The organism is Streptomyces sp. NBC_00829 (assembly GCF_045161795.1).
GTDB lineage: Bacteria > Actinomycetota > Actinomycetes > Streptomycetales > Streptomycetaceae > Streptomyces.
The window spans coordinates 8,569,483-8,583,904 of sequence record NZ_CP108867.1 but is presented as its reverse complement, the minus strand read 5'-3'; the positions used below and the strand labels follow the sequence as shown (position 1 = coordinate 8,583,904).

At 69.2% G+C, this 14,422-nt stretch carries 15 protein-coding genes and 1 pseudogene; 5 read left to right on the top strand and 11 right to left on the bottom strand.

Annotation, left to right across the window (positions count from 1 at the left end):
• Nucleotides 1–13: 13 nt before the first annotated feature.
• From OG293_RS38335 to OG293_RS38310, 6 genes are all read right to left on the bottom strand, one after another.
• Complete coding sequence (locus OG293_RS38335; RefSeq protein ID WP_406003341.1) at nucleotides 14–1,255, bottom strand: PP2C family protein-serine/threonine phosphatase; 1,242 nt, start codon at nucleotides 1,253–1,255, stop codon at nucleotides 14–16.
• Nucleotides 1,256–1,537: 282 nt separating this feature from the next.
• Nucleotides 1,538–2,065 (bottom strand): glycosyltransferase 87 family protein, encoded by a 528-nt coding sequence (locus tag OG293_RS38330; RefSeq protein ID WP_406003837.1) that lies wholly within the window; start codon nucleotides 2,063–2,065, stop codon nucleotides 1,538–1,540.
• A 12-nt stretch (nucleotides 2,066–2,077) separates the two neighbouring features.
• Entirely contained in the window at nucleotides 2,078–2,689 is a 612-nt protein-coding gene (locus tag OG293_RS38325; RefSeq protein ID WP_406003340.1) for a hypothetical protein, read from the bottom strand.
• A 35-nt stretch (nucleotides 2,690–2,724) separates the two neighbouring features.
• Nucleotides 2,725–3,831: an ABC transporter permease gene (locus OG293_RS38320; protein WP_406003339.1), complete on the bottom strand. Its 1,107-nt coding sequence runs from the start codon at nucleotides 3,829–3,831 to the stop codon at nucleotides 2,725–2,727.
• A complete protein-coding gene (locus tag OG293_RS38315) occupies nucleotides 3,828–4,754 on the bottom strand; it encodes an ABC transporter ATP-binding protein (protein WP_406003338.1) in 927 nt (308 codons plus the stop codon). Before OG293_RS38315 ends, OG293_RS38320 begins: the two co-directional genes overlap by 4 nt.
• Nucleotides 4,754–5,146 (bottom strand): GntR family transcriptional regulator, encoded by a 393-nt coding sequence (locus OG293_RS38310; RefSeq protein ID WP_406003337.1) that lies wholly within the window; start codon nucleotides 5,144–5,146, stop codon nucleotides 4,754–4,756. The genes OG293_RS38315 and OG293_RS38310 overlap by 1 nt, the downstream gene beginning before the upstream one ends.
• Nucleotides 5,147–5,604: 458 nt before the next feature.
• On the opposite strand from OG293_RS38310, the gene OG293_RS38305 reads away from it, so the two are divergent.
• Nucleotides 5,605–5,928, top strand: a complete 324-nt coding sequence (locus OG293_RS38305) for a hypothetical protein (protein ID WP_406003836.1) — start codon at nucleotides 5,605–5,607, stop codon at nucleotides 5,926–5,928.
• Nucleotides 5,929–6,373: 445 nt separating this feature from the next.
• Here the strand turns inward: OG293_RS38305 and OG293_RS38300 are convergent, their stop codons facing one another.
• Entirely contained in the window at nucleotides 6,374–6,685 is a 312-nt protein-coding gene (locus OG293_RS38300) for a hypothetical protein (protein WP_406003336.1), read from the bottom strand.
• A gap of 124 nt (nucleotides 6,686–6,809) precedes the next feature.
• Between OG293_RS38300 and OG293_RS38295 the strand changes: the two genes are divergently transcribed.
• Entirely contained in the window at nucleotides 6,810–7,103 is a 294-nt protein-coding gene (locus tag OG293_RS38295) for a VOC family protein (RefSeq protein ID WP_406003335.1), read from the top strand.
• Between the two features lie 519 nt (nucleotides 7,104–7,622).
• The gene (locus OG293_RS38290; RefSeq protein WP_406003875.1) at nucleotides 7,623–7,763 is read left to right on the top strand and encodes a hypothetical protein; all 141 of its coding nucleotides are present in this window, start codon (nucleotides 7,623–7,625) and stop codon (nucleotides 7,761–7,763) included.
• 74 nt (nucleotides 7,764–7,837) lie between these two features.
• Here OG293_RS38290 and OG293_RS38285 read toward each other — a convergent pair whose 3' ends face one another.
• Complete coding sequence (locus tag OG293_RS38285; protein ID WP_406003334.1) at nucleotides 7,838–10,510, bottom strand: GDSL-type esterase/lipase family protein; 2,673 nt, start codon at nucleotides 10,508–10,510, stop codon at nucleotides 7,838–7,840.
• A gap of 768 nt (nucleotides 10,511–11,278) precedes the next feature.
• On the opposite strand from OG293_RS38285, the pseudogene OG293_RS38280 reads away from it, so the two are divergent.
• A pseudogene (locus OG293_RS38280) lies at nucleotides 11,279–11,931 on the top strand (DUF6192 family protein); the annotation flags it as partial.
• A 359-nt stretch (nucleotides 11,932–12,290) separates the two neighbouring features.
• Here the strand turns inward: OG293_RS38280 and OG293_RS38275 are convergent.
• Both OG293_RS38275 and OG293_RS38270 read right to left on the bottom strand, forming a co-directional pair.
• Nucleotides 12,291–12,563, bottom strand: a complete 273-nt coding sequence (locus OG293_RS38275; protein ID WP_406003333.1) for a hypothetical protein — start codon at nucleotides 12,561–12,563, stop codon at nucleotides 12,291–12,293.
• 124 nt (nucleotides 12,564–12,687) lie between these two features.
• Nucleotides 12,688–13,239: a hypothetical protein gene (locus tag OG293_RS38270; protein WP_406003332.1), complete on the bottom strand. Its 552-nt coding sequence runs from the start codon at nucleotides 13,237–13,239 to the stop codon at nucleotides 12,688–12,690.
• A 251-nt stretch (nucleotides 13,240–13,490) separates the two neighbouring features.
• Between OG293_RS38270 and OG293_RS38265 the strand changes: the two genes are divergently transcribed.
• Nucleotides 13,491–13,838 (top strand): hypothetical protein, encoded by a 348-nt coding sequence (locus OG293_RS38265; RefSeq protein WP_406003331.1) that lies wholly within the window; start codon nucleotides 13,491–13,493, stop codon nucleotides 13,836–13,838.
• A gap of 201 nt (nucleotides 13,839–14,039) precedes the next feature.
• Here OG293_RS38265 and OG293_RS38260 read toward each other — a convergent pair whose 3' ends face one another.
• Nucleotides 14,040–14,210: a hypothetical protein gene (locus OG293_RS38260; RefSeq protein WP_406003330.1), complete on the bottom strand. Its 171-nt coding sequence runs from the start codon at nucleotides 14,208–14,210 to the stop codon at nucleotides 14,040–14,042.
• Nucleotides 14,211–14,422: the final 212 nt, after the last annotated feature.

Below are 14,422 nucleotides of genomic sequence, written 5' to 3'. Positions count from 1 at the left end.
TGCGGCTGCAGGCTCACTCCAGGACAGCGAGGTGGTCGGCGGCGCCCCCGCGCCACTCGATCAGGAAGAGGGTCGCGTCGTCGCTGGTGCTCCCGCCCCGTTGCTGCTGCAGCGTGTGGGAGAGCGAGCGCACCACCGCTCGTACTCCCTTCTCGGCGGGCTCGATGCGGTTGACCCAGTGGATGAGTTGTTCCTCGCCGAACGGCTCTTCGCCAGCTTCGTGCTCCTCGATCAGGCCGTCGGTGAAGCACAGCACCCGGTCGCCGCGTTGGAGCATCTGTTCGCTGATCTGGGGCTCTTCACCGCCGAAGCCGACCGGCAACGTGGTCGGGCCCTCAAGGTGCCCGACGACCTGGTGGTTGCGGATCAGCAGCGGTGCTGGATGGCCAGCGTTGACCCACTGCAGGTGGCCCGTTGTGATGTTCAGGCGCATCATCTGCGCGGTGACGAAGTGGTCGGGCCCGAACTGCCCGGCGATGGCCCGGTCCATGAACGTGTAGATCTCGGACAGACCGATGTCGGCACGTCTGGCGTGCCGGTAGGCGCCGACGGCGACGGTCGCCATCGTGGCAGCGTCCAGACCGTGGCCCATCGCATCGACCATGGCCACGTGCAGGATGTCGTCGTTGAGGGCGTAGTCGAAGCTGTCGCCTGCGACGTTGTAGGCGGGCTCCAGGATTCCGGCCACCGCGACCTGTGGGACGGACATCGCCAGCGGCGGCAGCAGGGACCACTGGATCTCCGCAGCCACGCTCATCGGTTCGCGGCGCCGGGCCAGGAAGAACTGGTCGGTGTAGCCGTGCTTGGTGACCAGCATGTCGGCGACCAGGCCGGCGAGCCTGCGCAGCAGGCGCCGGTCGTCGTCATCGACGGTATCCATGGTGAGGGCCATCACCCCCACCTGGTCGCTGCCGTCCAGCAACGGTAGGTACATCCGGACCCCGTCGGCCTGCGGTACCTCGACAGGGGTCGCGTACAGGAAGGCCGCGCCGGCGGGAGAGTCACCGATCGGCTCAGGCCCGCCGACCATCAGCCGCCGACCCGGCAACGGCACCAGCATCAGCTGCGCATAGTCCTGCAGCAGGATCGAGAGTTCGCGCCCACCGACCCTGGCCACCTCTTCCGCGATCAGCGGGGCGATCAGCTGCGGCGGCATCTCGTGGGCCCGGTCCAACAGCACCCCCAGCAACCGCTCACCGAACCCTTCCGACCGGTCCACCATGCCCTTGTCAGGCCGCCGCTCACCTTCTGCCATAGCCGCACCCTTGCACCGACGTCTTCAAAGTCTCGGCCACCGTGTCCCTGCTCACCTCGTGCCGCGGATCCAGCGCCCGCCACGACATGCTCGGGTCCATCCGGCGGTCACGGCGGATCAGCTCAACCCGCCCACGGGATCTGTACACACGGCTCCTGACACGACCGTGATCAACCCGCACAGAGTGACGCGGCTGACCAACCCAAAGAGCCCATTACGCCAAACGCGGCATGTCACACACGGTCAGGACAGTTGGCTCTCAATCGCGTTGTGCGAGCGTGCTCACACGCGGGTGGCCGGGGACAGCACTATCGCCAGGATCAGACCCAGCGCCAGCCGGTCGGCGGCGGCAACGGTGCTCCGCGGCGGGCGGAGCAGCAGCGATACCCCTACGCTCAGGGCGCCCAGCGCGATGAGCGCCACAGTGACAGCCTTTCCGTTGGGAACCAGCGAAACGATCAGGTGCCCGAGCAGGGGGCTCTGCGCAGATGACGCCGTGGGACCGAGACCCAGCGGATAGAGGACGACGTTCTGGTAGAACGCACTGCTGTCCACCAGGGCCATGGGCAGGACAGCGAGCACGGCGATTCCCGTGGCTGCTGCCGCGCACTTGAACGCGGCACGCTTTCCGCCGCACACCACGAGCACGGCGACGATCACCGGGATGGCCGGCCAGGCGGTCCACTTCAGCGCGGCTGCTGCTCCCACAGCCAGGCCCGCGCGTCCGGCATGGCCCCGGTGCGTGAAGGCCAGGGCCAGGCAGATCAACCCGATGACCGGCGGGTCCACGCCACCGATGGTGAGTGGCAGCGCGACGACGGGTCAGGCGATCAGCCAGAGGGCGCCCGTCCGCCCGATGATGTCGTGCGCGGTGCCGTCCGGGCCGGTACCGATGTCCCGGCCCCTGGTCAAAATCCGCACGGCACCGGCTACGGCTGCGAGGAAGCCGGCAAGGAGCCACAAGCGGGCGCTGGTGAACGGGGTGTCGCCGAACATCATGTGCGGTATCCCGAAGAGTGCCATGCCGGGAAGGTAGGGATTGAAGTCCCGTACCGCATGCGGGGTGTTGTACGGGGTTCCGGAGGACAACAGCAGGTCGGCCGCCCGTTCCACAACGCCGACCTCCATCTGCGCCCTGCCGATCACCGTCAGATACACCAGCGGCATGGCAGCTGCACCGATGACCGAGATCACCGCGGGGGTACGGGCCCACGGCGTGCACGACCTCGCCGCGACCACGGCGGCACAGGCGTATCCCACCGCGGCGATCAGGCCCCACGCATGCTGCGATGTGTTGGCGGGAGACAGCAGCCCTACCACGAGCGCCGACACCGCGCACATCACCAGCACCGGCCAGTCCCACCGCCGCCTGCCGCGAGAGGACTTGCCTGCGGAGCAAGTGCTCGACTCTTGCTCCCGAACAGATATCGACATCAGACATCAACCCCTTGAAGAGGACATGAGGATCGTTAAGGGGACCGCGGCAAGGGATGTCCGGCGTCGGAGTACGTCCGGGAGGCGTTCCTGCGAAGACCAGCGGTCATGCGAGGGGGGGCTCCCTTGCGGGACGGGATCCCGCCGGTACGGCGCTTCAGCATGCGGAACGCGGCGAGGGCCAGCAAGGCACCGATGGCGAGGGTGAGGGCGGTCGCGGTGAGCTGGAGGGGCCAGTAGTGGGAGAAGGGGTGGTAGTCGCGGTAGTAGCTGACGGCGTCGAGCTCGTCGTACGTGGCGCGGCAATGCGGCCAGCGGCTGCTGCCGCAGCCGGGGTCGGGCAGCCGGGCGCCGGTGGAGGTGAGGACGCCCTCGTCGACCGTCAGCCCTGTGCCTGCCGGAGCGTCGAGCGTCAGGCTGCTGCCACGGGTCACGCTGGGCCACAGGTAGGGCAGTGCCAGGTGGATGGTGCCGAACACGCCGGCTGTGGTGACGACGGAGGTGATGAGGGCGGGCAGGGAGCGGCGCCAGACAAGGCCGGCCAGGGCGCCGACGGCGAGGCCGACCAGGGCCAGGGCGACGGTGGTGGGGCCGCCTGCGAAGAAGTTCGAGGGGTCGTACCAGGGCTTGGCCGTGTTGATTGAGCGGCCCCGCCCGGCGGACCAGGCGAGGTGATACAGCCCGACCAGCAGGCCGGTGCCGGCTGCGATGAGGGCGGACGGGACGGCGAGCTTGGCGGCGAGCCAGCGGGCCGGGGACACCGACTGGGTCCAGGCCAGTCGGGCAGTGCCCGTCTCCAGCTCCCGGCTGGTCAACGTGGCGCCGGCCCAGGCGGCGACGAGGAAGGGGACGGCGAGGACAGCGACCATGGCGTACTGGTAGACGCCCTTGTAGAGCAGGATCGCGGGCTGGTCGTAGGCGCACGACGTCGCCATGCCACATGCGTCGTACTGCCGCCATGCCACCGCAGCGGCGTCGGTGAGCGGCCCGCCCAGCCACAGCAGCGTGGCCGAGACCACGAGCACGAGCCCTGCCCAGACACACAGCGCCGGGCGGTGCAGGCGCAGCAGCCACCGGGTCTGGCGGGGCGCAGCGGAAGGACGCCGGGTGGGTGCGGGGGCGATGGAGGCAAGGCCGGTCATGTGGTCGTCTCCTGGGCCTTGGTGGGGGTGCGTATGGGGTCGAGCGTCAGTGCGGACGCTGCGGGGCTGCGCAGGTGGGCGAGAACCAGCTCCTCCAGGGAGGGCTCGCGGGTCTGCCAGTCGTCGGGCAGGGGGCCCGCGGGCCGGATGAGGGCGGTGAGCTGGCGGCCGGTGGTACGGGACTCCACCACGGTGTGCGGATCCAGGTCGCCGACAGCACCGGTGGCGGTCTCACGTGCGGGGCCGTAGACGAGGCTGTGGGCGGCCAGCAGGTCGTCGATGTCGCCCGCCAGGCGGACGCGGCCCTCGCCGATCAGCAGCAGGTGGTCGCAGGAGTCCTCTAGCTCGGCGATCACGTGCGAGGACATCACGATCGTGGTGCCGTACTGGGCGGCCGTGGCCATGAGGGCGCCCATCAGCTCGTGCCGGGCCAGCGGGTCGAGGTCGGCCATCGGCTCGTCCAGCAGCAGCAGCTCGGGCCGCTTGGCCAAGGCGAGGGCGAGCGCCACGCGGGTGCGTTGACCACCGGAGAGCGAGCGGATCCGGGCCCTGGGGTCCAGGTCGCCGCCGGCCATGACCCGCTCTGCGGTGGCTGCGCACCAGCGGCCGGGGTTGAGGTCGGCGCCCATGCGGAGCGTCTCGGCGACGGTGAGCTGCGGGTACAGCGGCTTGTCCTGGGCGATGAACCCGATGTTCGGCCGGGCGTCGGCCGGGTGCCCGCCGAGCACGGTGACCGTGCCCTCGGTGGGGGCGATCAGCCCGGCGGCGAGGGCGATCAGCGTCGACTTTCCCGCACCGTTGGGTCCCACGAGCGCGCAGACGCGTCCGGTGGGCAGCCGGAACGTGCAGTCGCGCAGCGCCCAGTCCCCGCGCCGTGAGAACCGCTTGCCGAGCGCGGTCGCCTCGATGGCGGTCGTGGTCATCACTGTTCCTCTCCGGTGTCCTCGAAGTACTCGTCCAGCACGGCGGCAAAGAACGCGGCCACGTCGTCCCGCACCAGCCCGGCCACCCGGGCGCGCATTGCCCACTCGGCGAGTTCGGCCCGCAGCGGGGAGTCGCCCGGTGCGGCGCCGAGCGACCTGAGGACGAAGGTGCCGAGTCCGCGCCGGGCCTCGACCAGCCCCTCCCGCTCCAGCTCGCGGTACGCCTTGAGCACCGTGTTCGGGTTGACGGCAGTGGCCTCCACGACCTCGCGGGCCGCGGGGAGCTTGTCACCGGGTTCCAGCAGGCCGAGCCGCAGGGCCTGCTTGGTCTGCTGGACGATCTGCAGATAGGTGGCAACACCGCTGCGCCGGTCGATACGGTATTCGACCATCCGACAGACCATCCTTTCACTAATTGAGTAGTGAAAGCATGGACCGAGGAAGGTCCACTGTCAAATCCGTGCGTCGGCTGCGGTGTCCCCGCGTGTTCGGATTTGGGGGTCGGTAAGGCTTGCCCCACCAGTGGCGCTGCTGGGCATGGTGAGCCTTCCGGAGCGAAGTAGTGGTGGGGATTCCGTGGGCCGGGGCGCACGGTCGGTACGCCGCGGCGGGTGACTACGTGCGGACGTGGCGCTGGAGCCGACGTCGGCCAAGCCACGGGTGAACTGGGCGGGCGCCCGATGCAGCCGACTGGTCTTGGGAACCAGGTCTTGAAAGCCCTCCGACAACTCAGTGTCGAAGAACTCAACGACCTGGCGAAGCACAGGCCAGGCGGAAGGCCAGAACCGAGCCCGGGAACGTCGGCGGAGTGCCGGGCCTGAGGCCTCATCATGGACTCGTGACAACGTGGATGCGCTGCTACTGGGACGAGGAAGACGTCTGGTTCTACTTCGAGGTCGACGCGGAAGGCTGGGTGACCCGGCAGATCGAGCTGCAAGGCCCTGAATTGACCCCGATCGCAGCCGCCTCCCTCAATGAATGGCAGCAGGCCCACGAACCAGGCCGCCTCGACGAGTACGACAACCGGTTCGGGATCACCGCAGAACTGCCCGTCTCAGAGTGGGAAGGCCACGACCCGGAGCAACTCCCCCGTGTCCTGCAGGTGGCGGAACGTCAGCCACAGGGCGCGGGCGTTGCTCTCACCGCGAAGCCCCCTCCGGCCACAGCAACGTGACAGGAACCCCGACACGCTCCGCGTAGGCAACGACATCGGCAGTTCCGCCATAGCCCACCCCAAGACTGGGGTCTCCTTCAGGTCGCGACCTCCTCGCCCGTGCATATGCGCGGTGGGCCTCGCGGCCACCCCCTTGCGAAGGAGACGGCGCCAGACCCCGCGCGCCCCGGCTGCACTCCGTGGAGGAGCCGCAGCCGGCCCGCACAACGTCCGTCCCTTCCTGGACGGGTGCACCACCCGGCGACCGGACCTGAAAAAGGCTCGGCGCAGGACGAAGCGCATGGGCAGTGATGGGTGAGCACGTGCCGCTCGCTCCAGTCGAGGAAGCAGGAAGTCGCCGATTTCCCACACAACGTCGGTCGTCAGCTCACCGGCGTACTGGGGACGACTCCTCACCGGGTCGACGTCGCTCGTCAAATTGCCCCCTCTGGTTTGGCCTTGGTGCTCAGAACCCGTCGCCCCATCCGAAGGTGACGTTGTACGCGCGATGGAGTGCGTGCCGGCGGTGGTCCCCGTCTGCGTGGGCCCATGCGAGGGCTCCGGCGAACCAGAGTAGAAAGACTCCGCTGACGATGCCCAGAGCGACCAGCTTGCCGTACCAGCCGAGGAGGCCCAGGGCGACGGTCACGATGACCGCGCCGACGTGGGCTCCCCGCAGGTCGAGGGACGCAGCCTTGCGTGCCGTTCTGCGGTTGGCCCGTTGTGCCGCGAAGCGCTGCTCGCGAACAGACTGCGGTTCGTTCTCGTCGAAGCTCATCCCATCCCCCTCACGCCGACGCTACATGGGCCCGGACCGCGTCGGCTGAGGTTTAGGAACAGGTACTCACGATGCGACGGTACTGTCGAAGTGTGACTACGCAATTGCGCCGCATCACCTTCAGGTGTCAGGACCCGGCTGCGCTCGCCCGGTTTGGGGTGGAGTATTGCTCCGCCCCGTGATCGACAGCAGTCAGGGGCTTCACATCCGACTGGTCGAGGGCAACCAGCCACAGGACCTGTACTTCCAGCCCGCACCCCCTGGCGCGGCTCCGGGGAAGGCGCTGGCTCTGGGAGTGGGCGCAGTCTGCGGAAGCCTGGCCGAAGAGGTGGGCAGGATCGAAGCGCTGGGAGCCAGGACTCTCTCTGAACATGAGGATGCAGCTGGCTCCGGCCGGGTCACCATGGCCGATCCTTAAGGCAACGAGTTCGTGGTGGAGCAGAGCGGAGAGGATCTGCTGGACCTTGAGCTCGGCGTCGGGCGGCAAGCCCGGGGGCGGCCCACGACCTGAGCTGTGGGCCGCCGCTGGTGCGCTTGGCAGTATCCCCTTGTCACGGGACTCGCGACGACGTTGGTGTCGTACTGCCCGCGGTACTCAATCGCCAGGGATGCCACTGTCCTGAACGCGTGGAGGAGGATCCGCTGAGGGCAGGTGTAGGGAACGTTCACGGTGCGGCAGGTCTTCCAGCCGAGGTCCTTGTGCGCGATCACTCCGAAACGGCCGTTGTCGAGCCTCTTTTCGAGATCGACGATCAGGTGGCACGCCTCCGGCTTCGGTGTCGTACAGCTCGTGATCTTCCCCTGTGCGTACAGGGGACCGGTGGTAGTGATGAAGTGCGGCATGATCGCTTGGAAGTTGCAGCCCACAACCTCGGCCGGCTCACGGTCGGTTGTGATGGAGACGGTCCCGTCTCCGTCTTCGGGTGCCGGAGCTGCGGTGGACGTTCCGGCTCCGAGGAAGACCAGCAGTGCGCTGGCAGATGCCGCCATCTCCCTCCCGGTCGGCACCATCACCGTCGACAAGCCGGTCGTCACCAACTGGCACACCTTCCCGAAGGACGCGGTCCCCGCGGTGTGACGGTCGGGAACGCCGCAGGCGTGCTCGCGGGCCGGGTTGGGCCGCGGGCACGCCAGGCGGGTGGGGCTTCGGCTTCAGCGGCCGGGGGCGGCTGCGACCAGGTCCCGTCCGGGGTCGGCGAACCGACCTTCCGTCAAGGGGGATTGCGCCGCAGGATCCGGTGAGCGGCCGCCGGCTGCGGAGGATCGCCCGGCGCCGCCGGCCGACGGGGGCGGGAGCGGGACCGAGACGCAGCCAGACCGGCCCGACTCCAGCGCGCCGTTGAACGCGGAGACGCAGAACTCGAAGTTCCAGTTGCCCGGGAACAGGAAGGCGATCTCGTGCGAGGGGGTGTCGGTGGTGGATTGGTCCGCCGTGAATGGGCCGCCCGTGGTGGCGTTCCGTACCCACACCCGGTATCCGGCCGCCTGGGCGGAGCCCTGCCAGGTGAGGCGGACGGTCGTGGCGTCGAGGGGCTGGATCTTCACGTCCGCCGGCACGGGGGGCACGCCCGCGCCGACCGTCACGGACCTGGCCACGGTGGGCATGCCGCCGCCCGCCCGGTTCCAGGTCGCCACCGCGACGAGATAGTGGTGGCCCGGTACGAGGCCGGCGATCCGCGCGGACGTGCCCCTGACCGCCGTGCTGTTGATGTAGGAGCCCGGCACGTCCTTGTCCCAGGTGATGATTTCGTACCGGTCGATGCTGTCCGTGTGCGGGCCGGTCGGCGCGTCCCAGTACACGTCGAGTCCGTTGGAGTAGGAAAGGGTGGAGACGTTCGTGGGCGGGGCGGCGGTCGCCGGGCGCGCGGTCGCGGAGACCGTCTCGGACCATACGGACACGCCATCGGTGCCGTTGTCGGTGTTGACCTGGTACTCCCAGGTCCAGCCGTCCTCCGTCCAGGTGGTGTCGTAGCGGTTGGTCGAGACGTGGGTCTGGTTCCAGTTCGCGGCGCCCGCGAGCCGGTACCGGACCGTATAGCCGCGCGCGCCGAACACCGGTGACCAGGTCACCTTGATCCCGCTCGGGACGGACTCGGCCACCAGGGTGTTCACCGGGAACGTCGGCCGCCGGGGGATGGTCTCCGGGATGCCGGGCACGAACTGGCCGATGCCGTACCCCTCGTGGAGGGTGCGCGCGTAGGCGGACGCGATCTGGAACTCACCGAGGGCGTTGGGGTGTAGGTTGTCGTAGCCGCCCGGGCAGGTGTTCGTGTCGCAGCCGTACGCCGCCTCCCAGTCGACCAGCTTCACCGGCGAGAGGGGGGTGCTCCAGGACGGGATCGCCTTCCGGAGCATGTCGTTGAACTGCCGGGTCTTGACGATCAGATCCTGGCGGCCGTCGATGAGCGGCCGCATGGGTACGTTCGCCACGGCGAAGCGGACGTCCGGTTTGGCCGCGCGCGCCCGGTCGACGAGGGTCTTCACGCTGTCCAGGGTGCCGGGCCCGTCGCTGATCAGCCAGCCCATGTCGTTGAACCCGATGCCGAACAGCACCAGGTCGGGCTTGTACTGGGCCACCATGGGCCCGATCAGGTCCTTGTCCTGGGCGGCCTGCCGTCCCCACACGGCGAAGTGGTCGCTGTCGAAACCCGCCCGCACACCCTGGGCGTACGCCCCCGTGAGGGGCGGATTCGCGACCGAAGGGTTCTCCAGCACCTCCCCCTGGAGGCGTGGCGGGGCGGGTGGCCCGGTCGGGGCCGCCTGCTGTTTGGTCCCCTTGTACGGGCCGACGAAGTCGACGTCGACGTGCTGGTCGCGGAACCACTCCCACAGCCGGTACCGCCAGGTCCAGTCGCCCTCCATGCCCTGGGTCATGGAATCGCCCACCACCATCACCCGCAGGGGGGCGTTGGTGCCGCCGACCCCGCGCTGGAGCCGTTCGAGCGATGCCAGCAGCTTGGGCGCCAGGCCGTCCATCGCGCCGGCCATGTAGGAGAGGACCTCACCGAAGTACTTGATCTTCGTCGCGAAGTTGCGCAGGCTCGTCTGCACCTCGGCGATGGCAGTGGCGCCGCGGGTCGAGGTCCAGGTCAGCAACGACCCACCGAAGGCACCGCCCACCGCCGGCCAGATCGAGGCAGCCAGCGCCCCCGCCCAGACGTTCCCGTCGCCGAGCGACTTGCCGTCGAAGTGGGCGTTGAGCAGTTCGCCGACGAGCGTGCTGAGGCCGGCGGCAAGGGCGGTGCACACCGGGGCGGCGGCGGGCGCGCCGACATTGAAGGTGGCCAGGCACCCGCCCCAGACCAAGATATTGACGGCCAACGCGACCCCGCCGGCGAGGAACTTATCCCAAAAGCCGGCGTCGAAGCCGATGGCGTCCATCGAGGTGACGATCACGAGGCTGTCGTCGACGGCGTGGATGGTGCCCCGGAAGTCGGCGCTTCCCTCTTGCGGCGGATAGATCCCGACGCTGTGCTGCCGGGCGCGCTCGGTGAGCGAGGCGCCCAGGCTCATGCCCGCGGCCTGATCGGCGTGGATCTGGTCGACCAACTCCTTCATGCGGGCGCGCACATGCTGGCGGCGCTCGGCGATCGGGAAGTCCAGGGCCATGACCAGGTCGTTGTCGTTCGCCGCGAGCGAGCGGAGACCGCCCGCGTCCTTGGCGCAGCCCAGCCGCACAGTCATCGGCGCTCCCTGATCGCCCTCGGTGGCGAAGGACGTGGCGTGGGTGCCGCACAAGGAGGCGGCCCCGGCCGCGGAGCCCCGCGCCGCGGCGGGCTCGGCGAGGGCGCCGAGCAGCAGCGCCAGGGAGACCAGCAGGGTCAACGCGTATGAGCGCGGAGCGGATCCCCTCACGCCGGGCCGCCCGCGGACCGGTCGTAACCTGTGCCCCCATATACCCATGTCCATACCCATGTCCATGTGCGCCCCTTCCGGGCCGGGATGTCCAGACCAGCAGCGTTGATCATGTCGTACGGAAGGAACGCCGACAACGGCGTGACGCGGCCGTCGCCCGTGGCGGGGCGTAGAGAGTAAGCAACTGATTACATGGATGGCTGTCAGTGCGTGTCTCTAAGCCCCGGTTCTGAGTAGCCTGGGGTCCTCCGCTGGCCTGGTGTCCGAGGACGCCGGTCGGGCCGGGGAAAGGATCTGCCGGGGCTGCGGGGAACGGCTGAGGCCGGGGGGCCCGGCCCGGGGCGAAGTTTTGCTCGTCGGTGTGTCGGTCCAGGCAGTGGCGTCGGGAACGGCGCTTGCGCCAGCTCCTGGCGGCCCTTCAGGACGGCACGGGCGAGGTGGAGTGCCCGGAGTGCGGGGTCCGCTGGGTGGCCGGCGTCGACCGCCGCTCGGATGCGGTGTTCTGCTCGCCGCGGTGCAAGGTGAGGGCTTGGAGGCGCCGAGCGGAACCGTTCGGCGAACGGTCACAGTAACCGCTGGGCGAACGCATCCCGGATCCAACTTCGTTCACCATCCGGTCATTTGCGGTCATTCATTGTGATCTTAGGCTTTTCGGTCTGACTCTCGGCTTGGAAGCGGGCCCTGTCCCGTCGCGGCCCGAAGTGCCGCTCCCTGGACCGCAGTTGGTGGTGAGACACCATGACCGAAGTGGCAGAAAAGGTCGGGAGCGTCAGCCAGTCCCGTTACGGGCAGATCGTTGCCGATCTGCGGGATGTGGTCGAACAGCAGACGCGCGGCCAGTTCACGATCGGCGACCGCGCTCTGGAGATCGAGCCGATGAGGTAGCGGGGCGGCCCGATCGCGGAGCCGGAGTGGACGCTCGAGGCATCGCTGAAGCGTCTGGCCGACGACATCGGGCTGTCGGTCGCCACGGTGAAGACCACGAGGTGGGTGGCCTCCCGCTAGCCGAAGGAACACCGCAGTCCGAAGACGGCGTCGTACACGGTCCACCGGGCCCTGGCGGACATCGAGGATGAGGCGGAACGGTTCGCGGCGATCCTGACGCCGCCGGACGGCAAGGTCCGGTGGACCCCACGGATGACGCGAGCCGACGGGTGGGTCAGCAGGTCGAGACCCCGATCACACCGCAGGAGAAGGTCACCGCGATCCATTCGCCGGCCCAAGACGAGGAGGTCGCCGCGGCGGTTACCACCGACCTCCTCAAGCGTCCGCAGGTCGCGGCCAAACACTCCGAGACCCTGATCACCTGGGCAGCCATCATCCTTATGACCAGACGCCTGGCCCGGAAAGGCGCCACCCCCAGCTGGCCAAGGAAACCAGCGCCGGCCGACGGCTGACCGGAACCCCAGCCAGCACATGCCCGGCCCCGCCAGAGCATCGAAACCCCACCGGCCCGGCCCCGGACGGCGGCCCGACAGGAGGAATAGACGCCGGGCCCCCCGCTACGACGTGGGCAAAACCGTCCGCCGCGAGACGACGCTAATCGCCCCACAACCGGTGAAAGGTTAAAGATCAGCCCACAGCCAGCAGCTCCATGACTGCCACGGAAGGCCCACCCCCAGAGGCCCGGGAATCCCCGGGCCTCTGGGGGTGGGCGAACCGCAGGCCCAACAGGCGGGACCGACGACCACCCTGGCACGTGTTCCGTCATTCATGACAGCCCGCCCAGATGGCCCCGATCACCGCATGCTTACGAGTCGGTGTCCACGTACAGCCCCCAGGCGCTGCGCTGGGAACTCCACCTGCAGTCCCACCAGCTATAGGCGGAGTTCTCTCCGTCGGCCTCGCACCGCGCCAAAGTGCGGTACCAGCCGACAACGACGATGGCGGAGGGGGTGATCGGTGCGTCTGCCGTCGTGTTGCTGTCGACGGGCGCGGGAGCGGCCTGCGCGGGAGCGGCCAGGCCCCCCAGCACAAGCGCGGACCCGAGGGCCGCGCCAGCGAGGATACTGCGCATACGCATAACTCATCCTTCTCTCTCGACCGATGGACTGCCGGATGGATTGCGGCATCGAGCTTGCCGACCCTGGCCGAGCAGGAGCAACAGTTTGCGACTGTCCCGGACAGTCGTTGTTTGTCCGGCCTGGTCAGCGTCTTGTCCCGGACACTGTCCGGGCTCGCTGTGCGCGAAGCCCGGTCCTCGCGCACATCCTGCGCACCGACCTGCCCATGCACCGCTGCCCGACGACAGCGAGCTGGCCCGCGCCGTCGCGGCCCGTCCCGCAGACGTGAACTCCTGCCTTGGAATCGAAGGATCTGACACAGCACTGGAGATTTGCGACGCGGCCGCCCTCGCCCTCCACCTCGCCGACTATGCCCTGTTCTACCTCGCCGTCCAGTACCTCCACCTGCCCTCCGACCTCGCTCCACCGCGCCCGGACGGAGCCGGTGAACTGCCCGACTGGTATGCCGAAGCCCGCCGCCGATGGCAGGCCAACGACGAACTGGCCCGCACCCTGGGCGACCTGGTGGACCTGCGGGTCCCGCTGCGCCACGCCACCTTCCACGATGAGCCCCGGGCCGATCTGCCGGAATGGATCGGCCACGCACGTGCTCTGCTGGCCGCCGCGGCGAGGGAGCAGACCGCTCTGCGGGCCCGCTACGAGATCGTCGTGGCAACCCTGCGCGGCCTCGGTCACGAACGCTACCCCTACGTCTGGGAGATGATGGCCGACCAGGGCGCTCACCCTGCGCGTAGCCAGAGCGGTGCGGCCCGGCCTCGTCCCCCTGCTCCGCGAGATCACCGCCTCGGCAGGCATCGACACCGTCATCGACGAGATGCTCGCCCCGACCGCCGACGACCCCACCACAACCGAAGGGGCGTACGCCGAGACGGCCGACACCCACGGCGTGGGACGGCCCTCCAGCGACGCCGGCCCCACACGCCGCCATGCCTGGAACGCGCTCGGCGTCGACTGGGAGATCAAGCCCGAACGAACGGCTGTCGGCGCTAGCCGCGGAACGCTACAGCGCAGCACTCCAGGTGTACCTCGGCGAACTCGCCGTACAGGACCCGCTGTTCCTGCCCGGACGCCTCAACGTCGAGATCCGCGCAGACGCCACCCTGCTCCATGACCAGCCCGCCGTCTGCGACCAGAGCACCGGCCGAAACACCAATCGGTGGAGGCTGCGCCTGCCCACAACTGCCCCCGCGGACCTGGAAACAGAGCCACCCCGTCTGCTCACCGCCCTGGTCAAGGTGGTGCTCCAGTCGCTGCTCTCCGACGACTCCTGCTGACCGCCATCGCCTAACGCCACCGGAAACCATCGCGCCCAGCGGCAGGGCCTGCGCGCCTCCCCGGGCGATTCCCAGGAACACCGAGCCCGCGTCCTCGCCGCCATGCAGGCCGTCCGTACCCCCGGCTCCACTTGGGCCGGGCGCCGTCGGTCTCTCCGCCTTCGACCCGGATGGCGCCGCGGAATGCGCCGGGTTGCCGTTTCACCCAGCGCTTGCGTCGTACACGACCGCGGCGACGAAGACCACGGTGAGGTCGACGACAGGCACGGTGAGCAGTGCGATCAGCATGTGGGCTTCCGGGGTTCTGCTGGAGTCGTTGTGGGGCGCGGCGAGCTGGGTGCATCGTCGGCCGTCAGCGCGCAGGCGAAGCACTCGCAGGCCGGGCAGGAAGGCGTAGGCCCCCCTCCTCTCACCCGCGTGAACCGTGGCAGCTGAGGGCTTGGCTGGCCGGTTGAGCGTTCGGTGTGGATGGCCTGAGCGAGGCGGTTGGCGCGGTTGTCGAGGGATCTCCCGCAGGCCGACGAAGCGTTGTCAGGCGCCGGGCAGGCGGCGGAGAAGCGGCGGTGTGCAGGTGACGCTCGTCT